Source organism: Streptomyces sp. NBC_01190 (genome assembly GCF_045039895.1).
Taxonomy (GTDB): Bacteria; Actinomycetota; Actinomycetes; order Streptomycetales; family Streptomycetaceae; genus Actinacidiphila.
In genome coordinates this window covers 1,132,689-1,153,595 of the sequence record NZ_CP108580.1, presented here as the reverse complement: position 1 = coordinate 1,153,595, position 20,907 = coordinate 1,132,689, and the positions used below count along the sequence as shown (strand labels likewise).

Annotated in this window: 17 protein-coding genes; 16 read left to right on the top strand and 1 reads right to left on the bottom strand. The window is 73.1% G+C overall.

Annotated features, from left to right (window positions below):
• Window positions 1-2: 2 nt before the first annotated feature.
• The 12 genes from OG519_RS04845 to OG519_RS04790 all read left to right on the top strand — a co-directional run bounded on the left by OG519_RS04845 (window position 3) and on the right by OG519_RS04790 (window position 15,564).
• Entirely contained in the window at window positions 3-1,325 is a 1,323-nt protein-coding gene (locus OG519_RS04845; protein ID WP_405579094.1) for a dihydroorotase, read from the top strand.
• Window positions 1,322-1,984 carry a hypothetical protein gene (locus tag OG519_RS04840; RefSeq protein WP_405579091.1) on the top strand — a complete coding sequence of 221 codons (663 nt, stop codon included), beginning with the start codon at window positions 1,322-1,324 and terminating at the stop codon, window positions 1,982-1,984. The genes OG519_RS04845 and OG519_RS04840 overlap by 4 nt, the downstream gene beginning before the upstream one ends.
• Window positions 1,981-3,123, top strand: a complete 1,143-nt coding sequence (carA, locus tag OG519_RS04835) for a glutamine-hydrolyzing carbamoyl-phosphate synthase small subunit (protein WP_405579088.1) — start codon at window positions 1,981-1,983, stop codon at window positions 3,121-3,123. Before OG519_RS04840 ends, carA begins: the two co-directional genes overlap by 4 nt.
• Window positions 3,116-6,433, top strand: a complete 3,318-nt coding sequence (gene carB / locus OG519_RS04830) for a carbamoyl-phosphate synthase large subunit (protein WP_405579085.1) — start codon at window positions 3,116-3,118, stop codon at window positions 6,431-6,433. The genes carA and carB overlap by 8 nt, the downstream gene beginning before the upstream one ends.
• Window positions 6,434-6,484: 51 nt before the next feature.
• Window positions 6,485-7,594 carry a quinone-dependent dihydroorotate dehydrogenase gene (locus OG519_RS04825; protein WP_405579082.1) on the top strand — a complete coding sequence of 370 codons (1,110 nt, stop codon included), beginning with the start codon at window positions 6,485-6,487 and terminating at the stop codon, window positions 7,592-7,594.
• Window positions 7,591-8,463, top strand: coding sequence for an orotidine-5'-phosphate decarboxylase (gene pyrF / locus OG519_RS04820; RefSeq protein ID WP_405579080.1), 873 nt, complete (start codon window positions 7,591-7,593; stop codon window positions 8,461-8,463). Before OG519_RS04825 ends, pyrF begins: the two co-directional genes overlap by 4 nt.
• A 417-nt stretch (window positions 8,464-8,880) precedes the next feature.
• Window positions 8,881-9,204, top strand: coding sequence for an integration host factor (locus tag OG519_RS04815; protein ID WP_311295829.1), 324 nt, complete (start codon window positions 8,881-8,883; stop codon window positions 9,202-9,204).
• Window positions 9,205-9,253: 49 nt separating this feature from the next.
• On the top strand, window positions 9,254-9,877 hold the full coding sequence (gene gmk, locus OG519_RS04810) for a guanylate kinase (RefSeq protein ID WP_405579077.1): 624 nt from the start codon (window positions 9,254-9,256) through the stop codon (window positions 9,875-9,877).
• A 59-nt stretch (window positions 9,878-9,936) separates the two neighbouring features.
• On the top strand, window positions 9,937-10,212 hold the full coding sequence (rpoZ, locus tag OG519_RS04805; protein ID WP_405579074.1) for a DNA-directed RNA polymerase subunit omega: 276 nt from the start codon (window positions 9,937-9,939) through the stop codon (window positions 10,210-10,212).
• A 169-nt stretch (window positions 10,213-10,381) separates the two neighbouring features.
• Window positions 10,382-11,602: a bifunctional phosphopantothenoylcysteine decarboxylase/phosphopantothenate--cysteine ligase CoaBC gene (coaBC, locus tag OG519_RS04800; protein WP_405579071.1), complete on the top strand. Its 1,221-nt coding sequence runs from the start codon at window positions 10,382-10,384 to the stop codon at window positions 11,600-11,602.
• 379 nt (window positions 11,603-11,981) lie between these two features.
• Window positions 11,982-13,196 (top strand): methionine adenosyltransferase, encoded by a 1,215-nt coding sequence (gene metK / locus OG519_RS04795; protein ID WP_405579069.1) that lies wholly within the window; start codon window positions 11,982-11,984, stop codon window positions 13,194-13,196.
• Window positions 13,197-13,407: 211 nt separating this feature from the next.
• Window positions 13,408-15,564, top strand: coding sequence for a primosomal protein N' (locus OG519_RS04790; protein ID WP_405579067.1), 2,157 nt, complete (start codon window positions 13,408-13,410; stop codon window positions 15,562-15,564).
• A gap of 144 nt (window positions 15,565-15,708) precedes the next feature.
• Here OG519_RS04790 and OG519_RS04785 read toward each other — a convergent pair whose 3' ends face one another.
• Window positions 15,709-16,266 (bottom strand): hypothetical protein, encoded by a 558-nt coding sequence (locus OG519_RS04785; protein WP_405579065.1) that lies wholly within the window; start codon window positions 16,264-16,266, stop codon window positions 15,709-15,711.
• 283 nt (window positions 16,267-16,549) lie between these two features.
• On the opposite strand from OG519_RS04785, the gene def reads away from it, so the two are divergent.
• From def to rpe, 4 genes are all read left to right on the top strand, one after another.
• A complete protein-coding gene (gene def / locus OG519_RS04780) occupies window positions 16,550-17,113 on the top strand; it encodes a peptide deformylase (RefSeq protein ID WP_405579062.1) in 564 nt (187 codons plus the stop codon).
• 163 nt (window positions 17,114-17,276) lie between these two features.
• The gene (fmt, locus tag OG519_RS04775; protein ID WP_405579055.1) at window positions 17,277-18,206 is read left to right on the top strand and encodes a methionyl-tRNA formyltransferase; all 930 of its coding nucleotides are present in this window, start codon (window positions 17,277-17,279) and stop codon (window positions 18,204-18,206) included.
• 142 nt (window positions 18,207-18,348) lie between these two features.
• A complete protein-coding gene (locus OG519_RS04770) occupies window positions 18,349-19,833 on the top strand; it encodes an RsmB/NOP family class I SAM-dependent RNA methyltransferase (RefSeq protein WP_405579053.1) in 1,485 nt (494 codons plus the stop codon).
• A 286-nt stretch (window positions 19,834-20,119) separates the two neighbouring features.
• Window positions 20,120-20,785, top strand: coding sequence for a ribulose-phosphate 3-epimerase (rpe, locus tag OG519_RS04765; protein ID WP_405579050.1), 666 nt, complete (start codon window positions 20,120-20,122; stop codon window positions 20,783-20,785).
• Window positions 20,786-20,907: the final 122 nt, after the last annotated feature.

Here is a 20,907-nt window from a genome sequence, read left to right as displayed (position 1 = left end):
TCATGAGCGAGACGAAAACGACTCCGCCGCCGGCGCGGACTCTGCTTCGCGGCGCGCGGATCCTCGGCGGCGAGCCCCGGGACGTGCTGATCGAGGGCGAGACCATCGCCGCCGTCGGCGCTGTCGGCGCCTCACTGTCCGACGAGGGCGCGACCGTGGTGGACGCCGCCGGGCTGGTCCTGCTGCCGGGTCTGGTGGACCTGCACACCCACCTGCGGGAGCCCGGCCGCGAGGACTCCGAGACCGTACTGACCGGCACCCGCGCCGCCGCGGTCGGCGGCTACACCGCCGTGCACGCCATGGCCAACACCTTCCCGGTCGCCGACACCGCCGGCGTGGTCGAGCAGGTGTGGCGGCTGGGCCGGGAGTCCGGCTACTGCGACGTGCAGCCGGTCGGCGCGGTCACCGTGGGCCTGGAGGGCAAGCAGCTCGCCGAACTGGGCGCCATGGCCGACTCCGCGGCCCACGTCCGGGTCTTCTCCGACGACGGCAAATGCGTGGACGACGCGGTGATCATGCGCCGGGCGCTGGAGTACGTGAAGGCCTTCGGCGGGGTGGTGGCCCAGCACGCGCAGGAGCCGCGGCTCACCGAGGGCGCCCAGATGAACGAGGGGTCGGTCTCCGGCGAGCTGGGCCTGACCGGCTGGCCCGCGGTCGCCGAGGAGTCGATCATCGCCCGCGACGTGCTGCTCGCCGCGCACGTCGGCTCCCGGGTGCACATCTGCCATCTGTCCACCGCAGGTTCGGTGGAGATCGTCCGCTGGGCCAAGTCCAAGGGCTGGGACGTGACCGCCGAGGTCACCCCGCACCACCTGCTGCTCACCGACGAACTGGTGCGCTCGTACAACCCGGTCTACAAGGTCAATCCGCCGCTGCGCACCGAGGCCGACGTGCTGGCGCTGCGCGAGGCGCTCGCCGACGGCACCATCGACTGCGTCGCCACCGACCACGCCCCGCACCCGCACGAGGACAAGGACTGCGAGTGGGCCGCCGCTGCCATGGGCATGGTCGGCCTGGAGACCGCGCTGTCCGTGGTCCAGCACACCATGGTCGACACCGGCCTGCTGGACTGGGCGGGGGTCGCCGACCGGATGTCGGCCCGGCCCGCCGCCATCGGCCGGCTCGCCGGACACGGCCGGCCGATCGCCGAGGGGCAGCCCGCCAACCTGGTGCTGGTCGATCCCGCATACCGTGGGACGGTCAATCCCGCGGGCTTCGCCTCCCGCAGCCGCAACACCCCCTACGCGGGCCGTGAGCTGCCGGGCCGGGTGGTCGCCACCTTCCTGCGGGGCCACGCGACGGTCATCGACGGGAAGCTCACATGACATCCTCGAACCTGCTGGCCTCGCTCCCCGCGCAGGCCGCGGCGAAGCACTCCGCCAAGGTCACCGACTGGACCGACCGGATCGGCTGGATCGTCGGGCTCGCCCTCTTCGTCGCCCTCGTCTACTGGCTGATGCGCCAGGGCTGGCAGTGGCGGCGCACCCTCCAGGGCGGTCTGCCCGAGCTGCCGCAGCGCCCCGGGCAGACCGGGCCCGCGCTGCTGGAGTTCGACGGCCGCTACCACGGCAGCACCACCGCCGGTCAGTGGCTCGACCGGATCGTCGTCCACGGCCTGGGCGTACGCAGCAAGGTCCGCCTCACGCTCACCGAGGACGGCCTCGACGTGGACCGCACCGGCGCCCCCGGCTTCTTCGTGCCGGCCGCCGCGCTGCGCGGCGCCCGGCTCGACAAGGCCATCGCCGGGAAGGTGCTCACCGAGGGCGGTCTGCTCGTGGTCACCTGGGAACACGGCGGCACCCTCATCGACTCCGGCTTCCGCGCCGAGCGGGCCGCGGTGCACCCCGCGTGGGTCGACCGGATCAACGCCCTCAGCGGTGACCGGGCCATCGTCTTCACCGACACCGACACCGACACCGACACCGCGCGGCGGGACCGGAAAGCCGCGCCGGACCCGCTGAAAGCAAAGGAAGGCGCACGATGACCACCTCCGCCCGGGCGGCCACCGCGCCCGCCGTACTCGTTCTGGAGGACGGCCGCGTCTTCCGCGGCCGCGCCTACGGAGCGGTGGGGGAGACCTTCGGCGAGGCCGTCTTCTCCACCGGTATGACCGGCTACCAGGAGACGCTGACCGATCCCTCCTACCACCGCCAGGTCGTCGTGATGACCGCGCCGCACGTCGGCAACACCGGGGTCAACGACGAGGATCCGGAGTCCGGCCGGATCTGGGTGGCCGGCTATGTCGTCCGCGACCCGGCCCGTACCCCCTCCAACTGGCGCTCCCGGCGTTCGCTCGACGACGAACTCACCGCCCAGGGCGTCGTCGGCATCAGCGGCATCGACACCCGCGCCCTCACCCGGCACCTGCGCGAGCGCGGCGCCATGCGGGCCGGGGTCTTCTCCGGCGACGCGCTGGCCGACGACGCCACCCTGCTGGACCGGGTGCTGCGGGCCCCCGGGATGGCCGGCGCCGACCTGTCCGCCGAAGTCGCCACCGAGCAGCCCTACACCGTCCCGGCCATCGGCCCGAAGCGCTTCACCGTGGCCGCCCTGGACCTCGGCATCAAGGGCATGACCCCGCGCCGGATGGCCGAGCGCGGCATCGAGGTGCGGATACTGCCCGCCACCGCCACCGCGGCGGACATCCGGGCGATCGACCCCGACGGGGTCTTCCTCTCCAACGGCCCCGGCGACCCGGCCACCGCCGACCTCACCGTCGTCCAGGACGTGCTGGAGCGCGGGGTGCCGCTCTTCGGCATCTGCTTCGGCAACCAGCTCCTCGGCCGGGCACTCGGCTTCGGCACCTACAAGCTCAAGTACGGCCACCGCGGCATCAACCAGCCGGTCCAGGACCGCGCCACCGGCAAGGTCGAGGTCACCGCGCACAACCACGGCTTCGCGGTCGACGCGCCGCTCGACCGGGTCAGCGACACCCCGTACGGCCGCGCCGAGGTCAGCCATGTCTGCCTCAACGACAACGTGGTGGAGGGACTGCGGCTGCTCGACCGGCCCGCTTTCAGCGTCCAGTACCACCCCGAGGCGGCCGCGGGACCGCACGACGCCGCGTACCTCTTCGACCGCTTCATCCAGCTCATGAGTGACCAGGGAGCCAAGCGTGCCTAAGCGCACCGACATCCAGTCCGTCCTGGTCATCGGCTCCGGCCCGATCGTCATCGGCCAGGCCGCCGAGTTCGACTACTCCGGCACCCAGGCCTGCCGGGTGCTCAGGGCCGAGGGCCTGCGGGTGATCCTGGTCAACTCCAACCCGGCCACGATCATGACCGACCCGGAGATCGCCGACGCCACCTATATCGAGCCGATCACCCCCGAGTTCGTCGAGAAGATCATCGCCAAGGAGCGCCCCGACGCGCTGCTGCCCACCCTCGGCGGCCAGACCGCGCTCAACACCGCGATCTCCCTGCACGACAACGGCGTGCTCGCCAAGTACGGCGTCGAACTGATCGGCGCCAACGTCCAGGCGATCAACAAGGGCGAGGACCGCGACCTGTTCAAGGGCGTCGTCGAGGCGGTCCGGCAGAAGATCGGCCACGGCGAGTCCGCCCGCTCGGTGATCTGCCACTCCATGGACGACGTGCTCGCCGGCGTGGACACCCTCGGCGGCTACCCGGTCGTTGTCCGCCCCTCCTTCACCATGGGCGGCGCGGGATCCGGCTTCGCCCACGACGAGGCGGAGCTGCGCCGGATCGCCGGGCAGGGCCTCACCCTGTCGCCCACCACCGAGGTGCTCCTGGAGGAGTCCATCCTCGGCTGGAAGGAGTACGAACTGGAGCTGATGCGCGACCGGCACGACAACGTGGTGGTCGTCTGCTCCATCGAGAACTTCGACCCGATGGGCGTGCACACCGGCGACTCCATCACGGTGGCCCCCGCGATGACCCTCACCGACCGTGAGTACCAGACGCTGCGGGACATCGGCATCGCGGTGATCCGCGAGGTCGGCGTCGACACCGGCGGCTGCAACATCCAGTTCGCCGTCAACCCCGACGACGGCCGGATCATCGTCATCGAGATGAACCCCCGGGTCTCCCGCTCCTCCGCGCTCGCCTCCAAGGCCACCGGCTTCCCGATCGCCAAGATCGCCGCCCGGCTCGCGGTGGGCTACACCCTGGACGAGATCCCCAACGACATCACCGAGAAGACCCCGGCGTCCTTCGAGCCCGCCCTCGACTACGTGGTGGTCAAGGTGCCCCGGTTCGCCTTCGAGAAGTTCCCGGCCGCCGACGCCACCCTCACCACCACCATGAAGTCCGTCGGCGAGGCCATGGCCATCGGCCGCAACTTCACCGAGGCGCTCAACAAGGCGCTGCGCTCGCTGGAGAAGAAGGACTCGCAGTTCGACTTCGCCACCCCCGTCGACCCGGCGGACAAGGACACCCTGCTGGCGAAGTCCGCGGTCCCCACCGACGGCCGGATCAACACCGTGATGCTCGCCATCCGGGCCGGCGCCACCCAGGAAGAGGTCCACCGGGCCACCAGGATCGACCCCTGGTTCGTCGACCAGCTCTTCCTGATCAACGAGTACGCCGACGAACTGGCCGCCGCCGACCGGCTCCAGCCGGAGCTGCTCGCCGACGCCAAACGGCACGGCTTCTCCGACGCCCAGATCGCCGGTGTCCGCGGCCTGCGGGAAGAGGTGGTCCGCGAGGTGAGGCACGCGCTCGGCATCCGCCCGGTCTACAAGACGGTGGACACCTGCGCCGCCGAGTTCGCCGCCCGCACGCCCTACTTCTACTCCTCCTACGACGAGGAGACCGAGGTGGCGCCGCGCGAGAAGGCCGCGGTGATCATCCTCGGCTCCGGCCCCAACCGGATCGGCCAGGGCATCGAGTTCGACTACTCCTGCGTGCACGCCTCCTTCGCGCTGCGCGACGCGGGCTACGAGACCGTGATGGTCAACTGCAACCCCGAGACGGTCTCCACCGACTACGACACCTCCGACCGGCTCTACTTCGAGCCGCTCACCCTGGAGGACGTACTGGAGATCGTGCACGCGGAGACCCAGGCCGGGCCGATCGCCGGGGTCATCGTCCAGCTCGGCGGCCAGACCCCGCTCGGCCTCGCCCAGGCGCTCAAGGACAACGGCGTGCCGGTGGTCGGCACCTCGCCCGAGGCCATCCACCTCGCCGAGGACCGCGGCGCCTTCGGCCGGGTGCTCGACGAGGCCGGCCTGCCCGCGCCCAAGCACGGCACCGCCATCTCCTTCCCCGAGGCCAAGGCGATCGCCGACGAGATCGGCTACCCGGTGCTGGTCCGGCCCTCCTACGTACTCGGCGGGCGCGGCATGGAGATCGTGTACGAGGAGACGCGGCTCGCCTCGTACATCGCCGAGTCGACCGAGATCGGCCCGCACCGGCCGGTGCTGGTCGACCGGTTCCTCGACGACGCCATCGAGATCGACGTCGACGCGCTCTACGACGGCCGGGAGCTGTACCTCGGCGGCGTCATGGAGCACATCGAGGAGGCCGGCATCCACTCCGGCGACTCGGCCTGCGCGCTGCCCCCGATCACGCTCGGCGGCCACGACATCAAGCGGCTGCGCGCCTCCACCGAGGCGATCGCCCGCGGGGTCGGGGTGCTCGGGCTGATCAACATCCAGTTCGCGCTGGCCGGCGACATCCTCTACGTACTGGAGGCCAATCCGCGTGCCTCGCGGACGGTGCCGTTCACCTCCAAGGCGACCGCGGTGCCGCTCGCCAAGGCCGCCGCCCGGATCTCACTGGGGGCGACCGTCGCCGAACTGCGGGCCGAGGGGCTGCTGCCGGCCACCGGTGACGGCGGCGAACTGCCGCTGGACGCCCCGATCTCGGTCAAGGAGGCGGTGCTGCCCTGGAGCCGTTTCCGGGACGTGCAGGGCCGCGGTGTGGACACCGTGCTCGGCCCGGAGATGCGCTCCACCGGCGAGGTGATGGGCATCGACGCGGTCTTCGGCACCGCCTACGCCAAGTCGCAGGCCGGCGCGTACGGGGCGCTGCCCACCAAGGGGCGTGCCTTCATCTCGGTCGCCAACCGCGACAAGCGGGCGCTGATCTTCCCGGCCCGGGCGCTGATCGAGCACGGCTTCGAGCTGCTGGCCACCTCGGGCACGGCCGAGGTGCTGCGGCGCAACGGGATCGAGGCGCGGGTGGTGCGCAAGCAGAGCGAGGGTGTGGGACCCGACGGGGAGCCCACGGTGGTCACTTTGATCAACGAGGGGGAGATCGATCTGATCGTCAACACCCCCTTCGGCACGGGGGGTCGGCTCGACGGCTATGACATCCGCACGGCGGCCGTCTACCGGGGCATTCCGTGTCTGACGACGGTGCAGGCGCTGGCCGCGGCTGTTCAGGGTATTGACGCGTTGACGCGGGGCGAGATCGGGGTGAGTTCTCTCCAGGAACACGCGGCACGCCTGACGGCGGCCCGCACCCCCTGACCCCGCGCCCCTCCGAGGGGCGCCGTACTTCCGTAGAAAAGAGAGAACCGCATGTACTCGCTCTTCTTCCGGGTGGTGTTCCGGCGGATGGACCCCGAGCGGGCTCACCTGCTGGCTTTCCGGTGGATCCGGCTCACCGTGCGCGTCCCCGTGCTCCGCACCTTCGTGGCCGCGGTCCTCGCGCCCCGGCACGAGAGTCTGCGGACCGAGGCGTTCGGGCTGCGGATGCACGGGCCGTTCGGCCTGGCCGCCGGGTTCGACAAGAACGCGGTCGCCGTCGACGGCCTGGCCATGCTCGGCTTCGACCATGTGGAGATCGGCACCGTCACCGGAGAGGGCCAGCCGGGCAACCCGAAGCAGCGGATGTTCCGGCTCCTTCAGGACCGCGCCCTGATCAACCGGATGGGGTTCAACAACGACGGCTCGGCGGCGGTCGCCGCCCGGCTGGCCGCCCGCACCGAGATCTTCCGCACCACCGTCGGCGTCAACATCGGCAAGACCAAGGCCGTCACCGAAACGGGTGCCGTCGCCGACTACGTGCTGTCGACCGAGCGGCTGGCCGTCCATGCCGACTACCTGGTGGTCAACGTCTCCTCGCCGAACACCCCCGGCCTGCGCGATCTCCAGGCCACCTCGGCGCTGCGCCCGCTGCTCACCGCCGTCCGCGAGGCCGCCGACCGCGCGGTGCCGCAGCGCCGGGTGCCGCTGCTGGTCAAGATCGCGCCGGACCTCGCCGACGAGGACGTGGACGCGGTCGCCGACCTCGCGGTGGAACTCGGCCTCGACGGCATCATCGCCACCAACACCACCGTCGCCCGCGACACGCTGGGGCTGCGCTCGGCCCCCGACCTGGTGCGGGAGACCGGCGGCCTGTCCGGCGCGCCCCTCAAGGAACGCTCGCTCCAGGTGCTGCGGCGGCTGTACGAGCGGGTCGGCGACCGGCTGGTGCTGATCGGTGTCGGCGGGATCGAGGACGCCGAGGACGCCTGGCGGCGGATCCTGGCCGGCGCCACCCTCGTCCAGGGCTACACCGCCTTCGTCTACCAGGGCCCCTTCTGGACGCGCGCCCTGCACCGGGGGCTGGCCGAGCGGCTGGCCGCCAGCCCGTACGCCACCCTCGCCGACGCGGTCGGCGCCGACACCCGGAAGGTGACCGGATGACCGCCGTGACCGCCCCGACCGGCTCCCAGCCCGATCCCTTCGGCGCCCGGCTGCGCCGCGCCATGGACGGCCGGGGGCAGCTCTGCGTGGGCATCGACCCGCACGCCGCGCTGCTGCACGCCTGGGATCTCGGCGACGACGTGGCGGGTCTCGAGCGCTTCACCATGACGGTGGTGGAGGCGCTCGCCGAGACCACCGCCGTCCTGAAGCCGCAGTCGGCCTTCTTCGAGCGGTTCGGGTCCCGCGGGGTGGCGGTGCTGGAGCGGGCCGTGGCGCGGGCCCGGCAGGCGGGCGCGCTGGTGCTGATGGACGCCAAGCGCGGCGACATCGGCTCCACCATGGCCGCCTATGCGGCCACCTATCTCGACAAGGACGCCCCGCTCTTCTGCGACGCGGTGACGGTCAGCCCCTTCCTCGGCTTCGAGTCGCTGCGGCCCGCGCTGGACGCGGCGCGGATCTCCGGCGCCGGCGTCTTCGTGCTGGCGCTGACCTCCAACCCGGAGGGCGCGGAGGTGCAGCGGGCCACCACGGCGGGCGGCGCCTCCGTCGCCCAGGTGATGCTCGACCACATCGCGGCCGAGAACGCCGGGGTCGAGCCGCTCGGCTCGGTCGGCGCGGTGGTCGGCGCCACCCTCGGCGCGGCCGGGGCCGACCTGGCGGTGGGCGGCCCGCTGCTGGCTCCCGGGATCGGCGCCCAGGGGGCGACGCCGGCCGGGCTTCCCGCGCTGTTCGGCCGCGCGGTGCGCGATGTTCTGCCGAGCGTCAGCCGGGACGTGCTGCGGCACGGCCCGGACCCGGTGGCGCTGCGGGACGCGGCGGCGAAATACGCGGACGAGGTGCGCACCGCGATCGCGGGCGCGGCGGACTGAAACACCGGCGCCGGGGCAGGAACGCCATCGACGGTGCGAACGGCGGTGGCGACGAGGTCCGGGTCCTCCGGAGGCCCTGAGAAGGCTCGCGCAGACTTCCGCACCACCGTCGCGGTGGCCGGTACCGATGGAAATTACCGGTGAGTAGCCAGTCATTGACGCGGCTGGAAAACTGTCAGAAATAGGGCCGGATTCAACCACTTGGCTCTTTGTCCCAAAAACCTGTTCCGCTTTGCCCCAAATATCCCGCCGGATCGAGTCTGACCAGGACTTTTCGTCTGTTCTCGCTGACTTGGGCCGTCGGGACCGCTAGTCTCCGACAGGAGCGCGCCGTTGAGGCGCGCCGCGTGTCGCCCCGCAACTGCGGGGCGGACAACGGTCCATATCCGATTGCTCTACATCCGAGGTGACGTAGGCGTGGCTCTTCCGCCCCTTACCCCTGAACAGCGCGCTGCCGCGCTCGAAAAGGCCGCCGCGGCTCGCCGGGAGCGCGCCGAGGTCAAGAACCGGCTCAAGCACTCCGGCGCATCCCTGCACGACGTCATCAAGCAGGGCCAGGAGAACGACGTCATCGGCAAGATGAAGGTCTCCGCCCTGCTCGAATCCCTTCCCGGTGTCGGGAAGGTGCGCGCCAAGCAGATCATGGAGCGGCTCGGTATCTCCGAGAGCCGCCGGGTGCGCGGTCTTGGCTCCAACCAGATCGCCTCCCTGGAGCGCGAGTTCGGCGGCACCCCCGCCTGACCTCCCCTCGGTGGTCCCGGTGCACCGGGGAACCAGGGATAATCGCTTCATGAGTCCTGCAGTCTCCCGGGGGGCGGCTCGCCCCCTCGCTTCGCAGGGGGCCCATCCGGCCCTCCCGGTCAGACACCGGCGGCTGACCGTGCTCTCCGGCCCCTCCGGGGTCGGCAAGAGCACGGTCGTCGCCCACCTGCGCACCGTGCACCCCGATGTCTGGCTCTCGGTCTCCGCCACCACCCGCAAGCCGCGACCCGGCGAGCGGGACGGGGTCCAGTACTTCTTCGTCGACGACGACGAGTTCGACAAGCTCATCGCCAACGGGGATCTACTGGAATGGGCCGCGTTCGCCGGCCACCGGTACGGCACACCGCGCAAGCCCGTACTCGACAAGCTCGCCGCCGGGGAGCCGGTGCTGCTGGAGATCGATCTCCAGGGCGCCCGGCTGGTCCGCAAGTCGATGCCCGAGGCGCATCTCGTCTTCCTGGCCCCACCGAGCTGGGACGAGCTGGTCCGCCGGCTCACCGGCCGCGGTACCGAATCGGCCGAGGTCATCGAGGAGCGGCTGGCCGCCGCCCGGGTCGAACTGGACGCCGAGTCCGAGTTCGACGCGACCCTTGTCAACACCTCCGTCGAGGATGTAGCGCGCGAGCTGCTAGCCTTGATGGAGATTGCATGATCAACCGTAGGCGCCGTAGTTGTTCGCCGGTGCCGTCCACAAGTAGGGGTAGGTAGAGCGTGTCCTCTTCCATCAGCACGCCCGAGGGCATCATCAACCCACCGATCGATGAGCTTCTCGAAGCCACCGATTCCAAGTACAGCCTGGTCATTTACGCCGCCAAGCGCGCGCGGCAGATCAACGCGTACTACTCCCAGCTCGGTGAGGGCCTGCTGGAGTACGTCGGCCCGCTGGTGGACACTCATGTCCACGAGAAGCCGCTCTCCATCGCCCTGCGGGAGATCAACGCCGGTCTGCTGACCTCCGAGGCCGTAGAGGCGCCGCCGACCCACTAGGAATGGGGCGGCGCCGCCGACTCACTAGTGGGTTCGGCGCCGCCGACGCACTGAGGCGTACGCCACACCAAGGGCCCGGCGGCAGCGACCGCCGGGCCCTTGGTGTGTCATGTGGTGAGCGCGCGGAGCGCTGACCGCCCGACACGGCGGGACGGACGGCGGGAGAGACATGAGCGAGACAGGCGCCGCGGCCAAGCCGCGGATCGTGCTGGGTGTCAGCGGCGGGATCGCCGCCTACAAGGCGTGCGAGCTGCTGCGGCGGTTCACCGAGTCCGGCCACGACGTACGGGTGGTGCCGACCGAGTCCGCGCTCCACTTCGTCGGCGAGGCCACCTGGGCCGCGCTCTCCGGCCATCCCGTCGCCACCCGCGTCTGGGACGACGTCCACCAGGTCCCGCACGTCCGGATCGGTCAGCACGCCGACCTCGTGGTGGTCGCCCCGGCCACCGCGGACACCCTGGCCAGGGCCGCCCACGGCCTCGCCGACGACCTGCTCACCAACACCCTGCTCACCGCCCGCTGCCCGGTGGTCTTCGCCCCCGCCATGCACACCGAGATGTGGGAGCACCCCGCCACCCAGGAGAACGTGGCGGCCCTGCGCCGCCGCGGCGCCGTCGTCATCGAGCCCGCCGTCGGCCGGCTCACCGGCGCCGACACCGGCAAGGGCCGGCTGCCGGACCCGGCCGAGATCTACGAGGTCTGCCGGCGGGTGCTCAGCCGCGGTCCGGCGCGGCCGGATCTGGCCGGCCGGCACGTGGTGATCAGCGCCGGCGGCACCCGCGAACCCCTGGACCCGGTGCGCTACCTCGGCAACCGCTCCTCCGGCAAGCAGGGCTACGCGCTGGCCCGTACCGCGGTGGCCCGCGGCGCCCGCGTCACCCTGCTGGCCGCCAACACCGGGCTGCCGGATCCGGCCGGCGCCGAGGTGCGGGCGGTCGGCACCGCGGAGCAGCTCCGCGAGGCCGTGCTGAAGGCCGCCGCCGACGCGGACGTGGTGGTGATGGCCGCCGCCGTGGCCGATTTCCGACCCTCCGCGTACGCCGAGGGGAAGATCAAGAAGAAGGACGGCGAGGAGCCGCCGCCGCTGGCCCTGGTCCGCAATCCCGACATCCTGGCCGAGATCTCCGCCGACCGGCCCCGGCCCGGCGCCCTGGTGGTCGGCTTCGCCGCCGAGACCGACGACGTCCTCGCCAACGGCCGAGCCAAGCTCGCCCGCAAGGGGTGTGACCTGCTGGTGGTCAACGAGGTGGGGGAGCACAAGACGTTCGGCAGCGAGGAGAACGAGGCGGTGATCCTGGCGGCCGACGGCGGCGAGACCCCGGTCCCGCACGGACCCAAGGAGGACCTCGCCGACCGGCTCTGGGACCTGGTCGTCACCCGGCTGGCCTGACCGGGCCCGGTGATTCGCCGACCGTCTGCTGTCGGGACGCTGTCGGGATGCGGTCGGGGTGCTGCCGGTGTGCTGTGGGTGTGCTGTGCCGGTGTGTTGCCGGTGTGGTGTCGGGCTGTCGGCGGCCTTCGGGAACCTGGCACATGGCCTTTTGCCGTGCGTCCGCGCGGTCTCTGGACACAGCGGCGCAGTTCATGGCATATCCAAAGGACGAGATGACGGGTCCGCCCGACGACTCGGAGGATAAACTAACCGCGGAGGCCGGGCGCAGCCCCGCGTCCTCCGTCGGTTTTCAGCTTTTCAGCACCTCAGCACCTCAGCATTTCAGCTTTTCCAGCCAGCTTTTCAGCCAGCAGCCGCTGCAACCCCAGGGAGCGATGTGTCCCGCCGCCTGTTCACCTCGGAGTCCGTCACCGAAGGACATCCCGACAAGATCGCTGACCAGATCAGCGACACCATCCTCGACGCGCTTCTCACCGCCGACCCGCATTCCCGGGTCGCCGTCGAGACGCTCATCACGACTGGCCAGGTCCACATCGCAGGCGAGGTGACGACGACCGCGTACGCGGACATCGCGACCCTGGTCCGCAACAAGATCCTCGACATCGGCTACGACTCGTCCAAGAAGGGCTTCGACGGCGCCTCCTGCGGTGTCTCGGTGTCCATCGGCGCCCAGTCGCCCGACATCGCCCAGGGCGTCGACACCGCGTACGAGAAGCGGGTGGAGGGCACCGACGCCGAGGACGAGCTGAACAAGCAGGGCGCGGGCGACCAGGGCCTGATGTTCGGTTACGCCTCCGACGAGACGCCCGAGCTGATGCCGCTGCCGATCACCCTGGCGCACCGGCTCTCCCGCCGCCTCACCGAGGTCCGCAAGAACGGCACCATCCCGTACCTGCGCCCGGACGGCAAGACGCAGGTCACCATCGAGTACGACGGCGACAAGGCGGTCCGCCTCGACACCGTGGTGGTCTCCTCGCAGCACGCCTCCGACATCGACCTGGACTCGCTGCTCGCCCCCGACATCCGCGAGTTCGTGGTGGAGGTCGAGCTGCGGGCGCTCCTCGACGAGGGCATCAAGCTCGACATCGAGGGCTACCGGCTGCTGGTCAACCCGACCGGGCGGTTCGAGATCGGCGGCCCGATGGGCGACGCCGGCCTGACCGGCCGCAAGATCATCATCGACACCTACGGCGGCATGGCCCGCCACGGCGGTGGCGCCTTCTCCGGCAAGGACCCGTCCAAGGTCGACCGCTCCGCCGCGTACGCCATGCGCTGGGTCGCCAAGAACGTGGTCGCCGCCGGGCTGGCCTCCCGCTGCGAGGTCCAGGTCGCGTACGCGATCGGCAAGGCGGAGCCGGTCGGTCTCTTCGTGGAGACCTTCGGCACCGAGAACCTGGGCGTGGAGAAGATCGAGCGGGCCATCGGCGAGGTCTTCGACCTGCGTCCGGCCGCCATCATCCGCGACCTCGACCTGCTGCGGCCGATCTACGCCCAGACCGCCGCCTACGGCCACTTCGGCCGTGAGCTGCCGGACTTCACCTGGGAGCGCACCGACCGGGTGGAGGCGCTGCGCGCCGCCACCGGGATCTGAGCGCCGCCGCTCGGCCGCCGCGGCCAGCACCGGACACACCCGATACACCCGGTACGCCCGCTAACACCCGGTCGTTCCGGCACATTCGCTTCACCGAGGCCCGGCCCCGTTTCGTACGGGGCCGGGCCTCGGCCTTCCCCGTGGCCGGTGCGGCGGCCGGGTGGCGGCCGGGTGGCGGCCGGTGTCGGTGCCGTCTGGTAGGTAATGGAGGGTGAGCGGCGAGAACGAGCAGGACCAGCGGCGCCCCGCGCGGGAGGAGGCGCCGGGGGGCGAGCAGCTCGCGCTCATCCGGGAGACCGTCCGCTCGAAGCGAGCCAAGCCCCGCACCTGGCGCGGCGCGGCCCTCGCCGAGGGACTGCCGGTCGCCCGCGTCCTGGTGGACAAGGGCCTGCTGCACCTCGACCAGTTCTTCGACTACGCCGTGCCCGCCGCCATGGACGCCGAGGCCCAGCCGGGCGTACGCGTCAGGGTCCGCTTCGGGGCGCGGGTCGTCGGCGGGCGCCGCGAGGGCGGCACGCTGCACGACGGTTTCATCGTCGAGCGCAGGACCGAGAGCGACTACCGCGGCCCGCTGGCCCCGCTCGCCCAGGTGCTCTCCGCCGAGCCGGTGCTCACCCCGCCGCTGCTCGCGCTGTGCCGCCGGGTCGCCGACCGGTACGCCGGGGCGCTCGCCGACGTCGTGCAGCTCGCCGTCCCGCCGCGGATGGCCCGCGCCGAGCGGCAGGAATCGCCCGTGCCCCGCCCCGACCCGCCGGTCCCCGACCCCGGCACCTGGTCGCGTTACGCCGCGGGACCCGCCTATCTGCACGCGCTGGCCCGCGGTGACACCCCCCGCGCGGTCTGGCTGGCGCTGCCGGGACCGCACTGGCCCCGCGAGCTGGCGCTCGCGCTGGCCACCACCCTCGCCTCGGGGCGCGGCGCCCTCGCGGTGCTGCCGGACGGCCGGTCCGCCGCCCGGGTGGACACCGCCCTCGGTGAGCTGCTCGGCGCGGGCCGGCATGTGATGCTCACCGCCGACGTGGGCCCCGAGGAGCGGTACCGGCGCTGGCTGGCGGTCAGCCGGGGCGCGGTCCGGGCGGTGATCGGCACCCGCGCCGCGATGTTCGCGCCCGTCGCCGACCTCGGTCTGATCGCGCTGTGGGACGACGGCGACTCCAGCCACGCGGAACCCCACGCGCCGCAGCCGCACGCCCGCGATGTGACCCTGCTGCGGGCCCGCGAGGAGCGCACCGCCTTTCTGCTCGGCGGGATCACCGGCACGGTGGAGGGCGCCCAACTGGTCGAGAGCGGCTGGGCGCTGCCGCTCGCCGCGAGCCGTGCCGAGGTCCGCGCCGCCGCGCCCCTGATCCGTACCGTCGGCGACACCGACCAGGCCCGCGACGAGGCCGCCCGAGTGGCCCGGCTGCCCTCGCTGGCCTGGCAGATCACCCGGGACGCGCTGGCCCGCGGCCCGGTCCTGGTCCAGGTGCCCCGGCGCGGCTATGTGCCCCGGCTCGCCTGCGACCACTGCCGCGAGCCGGCCCGCTGCGCCGCCTGCGCCGGCCCGCTGGAGCTGCGGGACCAGCACGGCACCCCGCACTGCGGCTGGTGCGGGCGCCCGGCGGCGGACTGGCACTGCCAGGCGTGCGGCGGCTTCCGGCTGCGGGCCCAGGTGGTGGGCGCCCGGCGCACCGCGGAGGAGCTGGGGCGGGCCTTCCCCCGGGTGCCGGTCCGCACCTCGGGCCGGGACGCCGTACTCACCACGGTCGGCGCCGCCCCCGCGCTGGTCATCGCCACTCCGGGGGCCGAACCGGTGGCGGACGAGGGATACGCGGCGGCCCTGCTGCTCGACGGCTGGGCGCTGCTGAACCGCCCCGATCTGCGGGCCGGGGAGGAGGCGCTGCGGCGCTGGGCGCTGGCGGCGGCGCTGGTCCGGCCGGCCGCCGACGGGGGCACCGTGGTGGTGCTGGCCGAGCCGACGCTGCGGCCGGTGCAGGCGCTGGTGCGCTGGGATCCCGCCGGGCACGCGGTGCGTGAGCTGGCGGAGCGGGCCGAGCTGCGCTTTCCGCCGGTCGCCCGGATGGCGTCGGTGACCGGTTCGGCGGCGGCGCTGGCGGACTTCGTCGAGACGGTACGGCTTCCGGAGGGCACGGATCTGCTCGGGCCGGTGCCGCTCGACGCGGGCGGCGGGCCGGGCGGCTCGCGGCGCGGGCGCGCCGGTGCTCCGACCCCGCCGCCGGGCGAGCAGTGGGAGCGGCTGCTGCTCCGGGTGCCGCCGGGCACCGGGGCGGCGCTGGCCGCCGCGCTGAAGGAGGCCCAGGTGCGGCGGGCGGCCCGGGGCGCCGCCGAGCCGACCTTCATCCGGATGGACCCGCCCGACATCGGCTGAGGCCGGCCCCGCGCGATGCCGCCGGGCCGGCGGCCTTCCGCGGCGCTTCCGTATGGCATCCGCCACGGTCGGCATGGGCTCGCGCCGTCCTCCGGTCGCCGAACTGTCGGCGCGCCGACTGTTCGGCGACCGGAGGACGAGGCGTCAGCCGTTGCGTGGGCCGGGCAGGGCCGGGCCGGCCGAGGCGGGCAGCGAGTCACCGCCGGCCGGGGCGGGGGGTGCCCCCATCCGGGGCGCGTTCAGCGAGGTCGGCATGGAGCGGGCCGCGGGCACGCTCGCCGCGGTGTGCGGGGCCGGCCCGGGGTCAGGGCCCGCGGAGTGGGGGCCCTGGTCCTCCACGGCCGGCCCACCGCCCGGACGCCGTCCCCCGTAACGGCGGTGGACGGCCTGCTTCGTCACACCCAGGGCGGAGCCCACCGCGTCCCAGGAGAAGCCGAGCGACCGGTCGAACTCCACCGCCGCCGTGACCAGGGTCTCCACGCTGTCGCGCAGCTCCTGGGCGAGCCGGACGGTGGGGGCGGGCGCCCGGCCGTAGACGATGAAGCCGGCGGTGGGGCCGCCGCGGCGCGGCCGGTAGACCGTGCCCAACTGGGCGGTCAGCGTCCGCAGCGCGTCCACCTGTCGGCGGACCCTTTCGATGTCCCGCACCAGAAGGTGCAGGCTTGCCCGTGCCTGGGCGTCAGGAGTTGCGTGGTCGGGCATCAACAAGCCTCTCCAACCGGCGGTTACTGAGGAGCGGGCCGCGCGGCGGAGCACGCGTTGACCCGTTTTCGGTCAAACTCTCCTGACCAACGCGCCACCGCCCCAAGGAGTCACGCAATTCGGGGCGCGGCCGCCCTCCAGGGGGCGCACTCCAGGCGCACACACCCTCGGCCGGGGGCGGCCTAGACTTGGGCCGTCCCCCCCGGCTGTTCCCCGAGCGTCCCCTGAGCGTCCCCTGAGCGTCCCCTGAGCGTCGCACCAGCACCCCAGAGGAGAACCCCGCGTGTCGGTCAAGCCCATCCGCCTCTTCGGCGACCCGGTGCTGCGCATGACGGCGCAGCCGGTCACCACCTTCGACCTGGAGCTGCGCAAGCTCGTCCAGGACCTGACCGACACCATGCGGGCCGCTCCCGGCGCGGGCCTGGCCGCCCCGCAACTCGGGGTCTCACTTAGGGTGTTCACCTACTTCGTGGACGGTGAGCTGGGCCACCTCATCAATCCCGAGCTCACCCTCAGCGACGAGCGGCAGGACGGCCCCGAGGGCTGCCTGTCACTGCCCGGCCTCACCTACGACTGCACCCGGGCGTTCGGCGTCGTCGCCAAGGGCTTCACGATGTACGGCGACCCGGTCACCATCGAGGGCACCCAGAAGCTGGCCCGCTGCATCCAGCACGAGACCGACCATCTGAACGGCATCATCTTCATCGACCGGCTCGACGCCGAGCAGCGCGCGGCCGCGCTGAAGGCGATCCGCGAGGAGGGCTGGGGAGAAGAGGGGCCGGGAGGGCAGCAGGGGACGCCGCAGGTGCGGATCTCGCCGCACGACACCCTCGGCCGGGCCCTGTGACCCGCGCCGTGCCCGCGCCGATCCCGTTGTCCACGCCGCCCGCCGCTGTCCCCACTGCCCACGCCGCACCCGCCGTCCCCGCTGCCGACGCCGCACCCCGGCCGTACCCGCCGGTGAACCCGTCGCCCGCCGTCACCGCCCACCGAGAGGCACACCCCGCACGATGAGGCTCGTCTTCGCCGGCACCCCCGAGGCCGCCCTACCCGCCCTGGACGCCCTGCTCGCCTCCGACCGCCACGAAGTGGTGGCCGTGGTGACCCGGCCCGACGCCGTCGCCGGACGGGGCCGCAAGCTGCTGGCCAGCCCGGTCGCCGAGCGGGCCGCAGAAGCCGGCATCGAGGTGCTCAAGCCGGCCAGGCCGCGCGACGAGGACTTCCTCACCCGGCTGCGGGAGATCGCCCCCGACTGCTGCCCGGTCGTCGCCTACGGGGCGCTGCTGCCCAAGGTCGCCCTCGACGTGCCCGCCCACGGCTGGGTCAATCTGCACTTCTCGCTGCTGCCCGCCTGGCGCGGCGCCGCCCCCGTCCAGCACGCGGTGATGGCCGGCGACGAGGTGACCGGCGCCTCCACCTTCCTGATCGAGCAGGGGCTCGACTCCGGCCCGGTCTACGGGGTGATCACCGAGGAGATCCGTCCCACCGACACCAGCGGCGATCTGCTGACCCGGCTCTCGCACAGCGGCGCCCGGCTGCTGGCCGCCACCCTCGACGGCATCGGCTCCGGCGAGCTGGTCGCCCGCCCGCAGCCCGCCGAGGGCGTCACCCTGGCCCCGAAGATCACCGTCGAGGACGCGGCCGTCGACTGGACCGCACCCGCCCTCCGGGTCGACCGGGTGATCCGCGGCTGCACCCCGGCCCCCGGCGCCTGGACCCTGACGGGCGGCGAGCGCCTCAAACTGGGCCCCGTCACCCTCGCCCCCGACCGTACCGACCTCGCCCCCGGTGAGCTGTCGGTCGCCAAGAACACCGTGCACGTCGGCACCGGCAGCCACGCCGTGCTGCTCGGCGACGTCCAGCCGCAGGGCAAGAAGGCGATGCCTGCCGCCGCCTGGGCCCGCGGCACCCGCCTGCCGGCCGGCAGCCGCCTCGGCTGACCCGGGGAGCCGGGCGGCCGCCGGCCGGCGAGGGCCGCCCGGCTCCGGACCCGCCCCGCCTTCGCCCCCGGGGCAGCCGTGCGCCACCGCCCCGTAGGGTGGACGCGGTCCCACCTCATCGAATCCGCGGAGCACCTTTCTCGTGAACGACCAGCCTCGCCGACGTCCGCAGGGCAAGCCGCAGGGTCAGTCCCAGGGCAAGCCGCAGCAGGGGAAGCCCTACCGCCGGCCCCAGCGCGACCCCGTACGGGTCCTCGCCTTCGAGGCGCTGCGGGCGGTCGCCGAGCGGGACGCGTACGCCAACCTGGTGCTGCCCGGGCTGCTCCGGGCCGCCGAGGCGGACGCGGTGAAGAAGGGCCGTACCTTCGACCGCCGGGACGCCGCCCTGGCCACCGAGCTGGTGTACGGGACGCTGCGCGGGCAGGGCACCTATGACGCGGTGATAGCCGCCTGCGTCGACCGGCCGCTGCGCGAGGTGGACCCGCCGGTGCTCGACGTGCTCGCGCTCGGCGCGCATCAGCTCCTCGGCACCCGCATCCCCTCGCACGCCGCCGTCTCGGCGACCGTGGACCTAGCCCGGGTGGTGCTCGGCGACGGCCGGTCCAAGTTCGTCAACGCGGTGCTGCGGAAGATCGCCGCCCAGGACCTGGACGCCTGGCTGGCCCAGGTCGCGCCGCCGTACGACACCGACCCCGAGGACCATCTCGCCGTCGTGCACTCCCATCCGCGTTGGGTCGTCTCCGCGCTGTGGGACGCGCTCGGCGGCGGCCGCGCCGGGATCGAGGACCTGCTGGCCGCCGACAACGAGCGGCCCGAAGTGACGCTCGTGGCCCGCCCCGGCCGCTCCACCCCGCAGGAGATCGCCGCCTCGCTGCCCGCCGGGACCACCGAGCCGGGCCGCTGGTCGCCGTACGCGCTGCGGCTCGCGGAGGGCGGCGACCCGGCGGCGGTCGAGGCGGTCCGGGAGAACCGGGCCGGGGTGCAGGACGAGGGCAGCCAACTGGTGGCCGCCGCCCTGGCCGCGGCCCCGCTCGACGGCTCGGACGCCCGCTGGCTCGACGCCTGCGCGGGCCCCGGCGGCAAGGCCGCGCTGCTGGCGGCGCTCGCCGCCGAGCGCGGCGCGCTGCTCGTCGCGGCCGAGAAGCAGCCGCACCGGGCCCGGCTGGTCGGCAGGGCGCTGGCGGGCAACCCGGGTCCGTACCAGGTCGTGGTGGCCGACGGCACCCGGTCCGTCTGGGCCCCCGGCTCCTTCGACCGGGTGCTGGTCGACGTCCCCTGCACGGGCCTGGGCGCCCTGCGCCGCCGCCCGGAGGCCCGCTGGCGGCGGCGCGCCCAGGACGTGGCCGCCTTCGCCCCGCTCCAGCGCGGCCTGCTCACCGAGGCACTGCGGGCGGTCCGGGTCGGCGGAGTGGTCGGCTACGCCACCTGCTCCCCGCATCTGGCCGAGACCCGCGCGGTGGTGGACGACATCCTGCGCGGCGACCACGCGCCGGCCGCCGAGATCCTCGACGCCCGCCCGCTGCTGCCCGGCGTCCCCGCCCTCGGGGACGGTCCGGATCTCCAGCTCTGGCCGCATCTGCACGGCACGGACGCCATGTACCTGGCGCTGCTGCGCCGCACCGGCTGACCGGGCCGTGCAGATGCGGCCCATCAGGCGGCCCGAAGCTCCCCGCCGCGTCGACATGTCGATGGGGCCGGGCACCCGGCGCGGTCAAGGGCTCCGCACACCCCGTTCGATCCGGTCAGCCGGCCGGGCCCGCCCGGCGCGCCGCTGGCCGGGCGGCCGGTCCCGGCTGCCCGGCAGGGCGGGCGGCACGGCGGTTTCCGGCAATCGCCCGCGCCCTCCCGGTCGAGTCCGTGGCCCGTTATTGACCGTAATTCACCTGCGGCCCGGAATCTGGTTTGCTGGCGGTATGAACGTGCAGATCAGCCCCAGCATTCTGTCCGCCGACTTCGCCCGGCTCGCCGAGGAAGCGCAGGCGGTCGATGGAGCCGACTGGCTCCATGTCGATGTGATGGACAACCACTTCGTCCCCAACCTCACGCTCGGCGTGCCAGTTGTCGAGGCGCTGCGCAAGTCGACCGGAATCCCGCTCGACTGTCATCTGATGATCGACGAGCCCGACCGCTGGGCGCCCGCCTATGTGGAAGCCGGGGCCTCCTCGGTCACCTTCCACGCCGAGGCCGTCTCGGCCCCGGTCCGGCTGGCCAGGGAGATCCGCGCGAAGGGTGCCAGGGCGTCGATGGCGCTCCGGCCGAGCACACCGATCGAGCCGTACGAGGACCTGCTGCCCGAACTGGACATGCTGCTGATCATGACCGTGGAGCCGGGCTTCGGCGGCCAGGACTTCCTGGACAGCATGCTGCCCAAGATCCGCCGCACCCGGGCCATGATCGATCGGCACGGTCTCCAGATGTGGCTCCAGGTGGACGGCGGCATCACCACCCAGACCATCGAGCGCTGCGCCGAGGCGGGCGCCGACATGTTCGTCGCGGGCTCCGCGGTCTACGGCTCCGGTGACCCGGGGGCGGCGGTCCGCGCGCTGCGCAGCCAGGCGGTCAAGGCGCGTACCCACTGAGCCGCCCACCGACCGGCCCGCGAGCGGGCAGACCGGTCGGCGGGATGGGGCTACGCGCCCGTAACATCGGCCTTCTGGAAGGATGAGCGCGGAGCGGAGCAGTTGGGCAACCGGGGAGAGGC

Bases quoted from the DNA above. Each gene is read 5' to 3' on its own strand.
- OG519_RS04845 (WP_405579094.1), top strand. From the start codon at position 3: ATGAGCGAGACGAAAACGACTCCGCCGCCGGCGCGGACTCTGCTTCGC.
- OG519_RS04840 (WP_405579091.1), top strand. From the start codon at position 1,322: ATGACATCCTCGAACCTGCTGGCCTCGCTCCCCGCGCAGGCCGCGGCG.
- carA (WP_405579088.1), top strand. From the start codon at position 1,981: ATGACCACCTCCGCCCGGGCGGCCACCGCGCCCGCCGTACTCGTTCTG.
- OG519_RS04825 (WP_405579082.1), top strand. From the start codon at position 6,485: ATGTACTCGCTCTTCTTCCGGGTGGTGTTCCGGCGGATGGACCCCGAG.
- pyrF (WP_405579080.1), top strand. From the start codon at position 7,591: ATGACCGCCGTGACCGCCCCGACCGGCTCCCAGCCCGATCCCTTCGGC.
- gmk (WP_405579077.1), top strand. From the start codon at position 9,254: ATGAGTCCTGCAGTCTCCCGGGGGGCGGCTCGCCCCCTCGCTTCGCAG.
- coaBC (WP_405579071.1), top strand. From the start codon at position 10,382: ATGAGCGAGACAGGCGCCGCGGCCAAGCCGCGGATCGTGCTGGGTGTC.
- OG519_RS04785 (WP_405579065.1), bottom strand. From the start codon at position 16,266: ATGCCCGACCACGCAACTCCTGACGCCCAGGCACGGGCAAGCCTGCAC.
- fmt (WP_405579055.1), top strand. From the start codon at position 17,277: ATGAGGCTCGTCTTCGCCGGCACCCCCGAGGCCGCCCTACCCGCCCTG.
- rpe (WP_405579050.1), top strand. From the start codon at position 20,120: ATGAACGTGCAGATCAGCCCCAGCATTCTGTCCGCCGACTTCGCCCGG.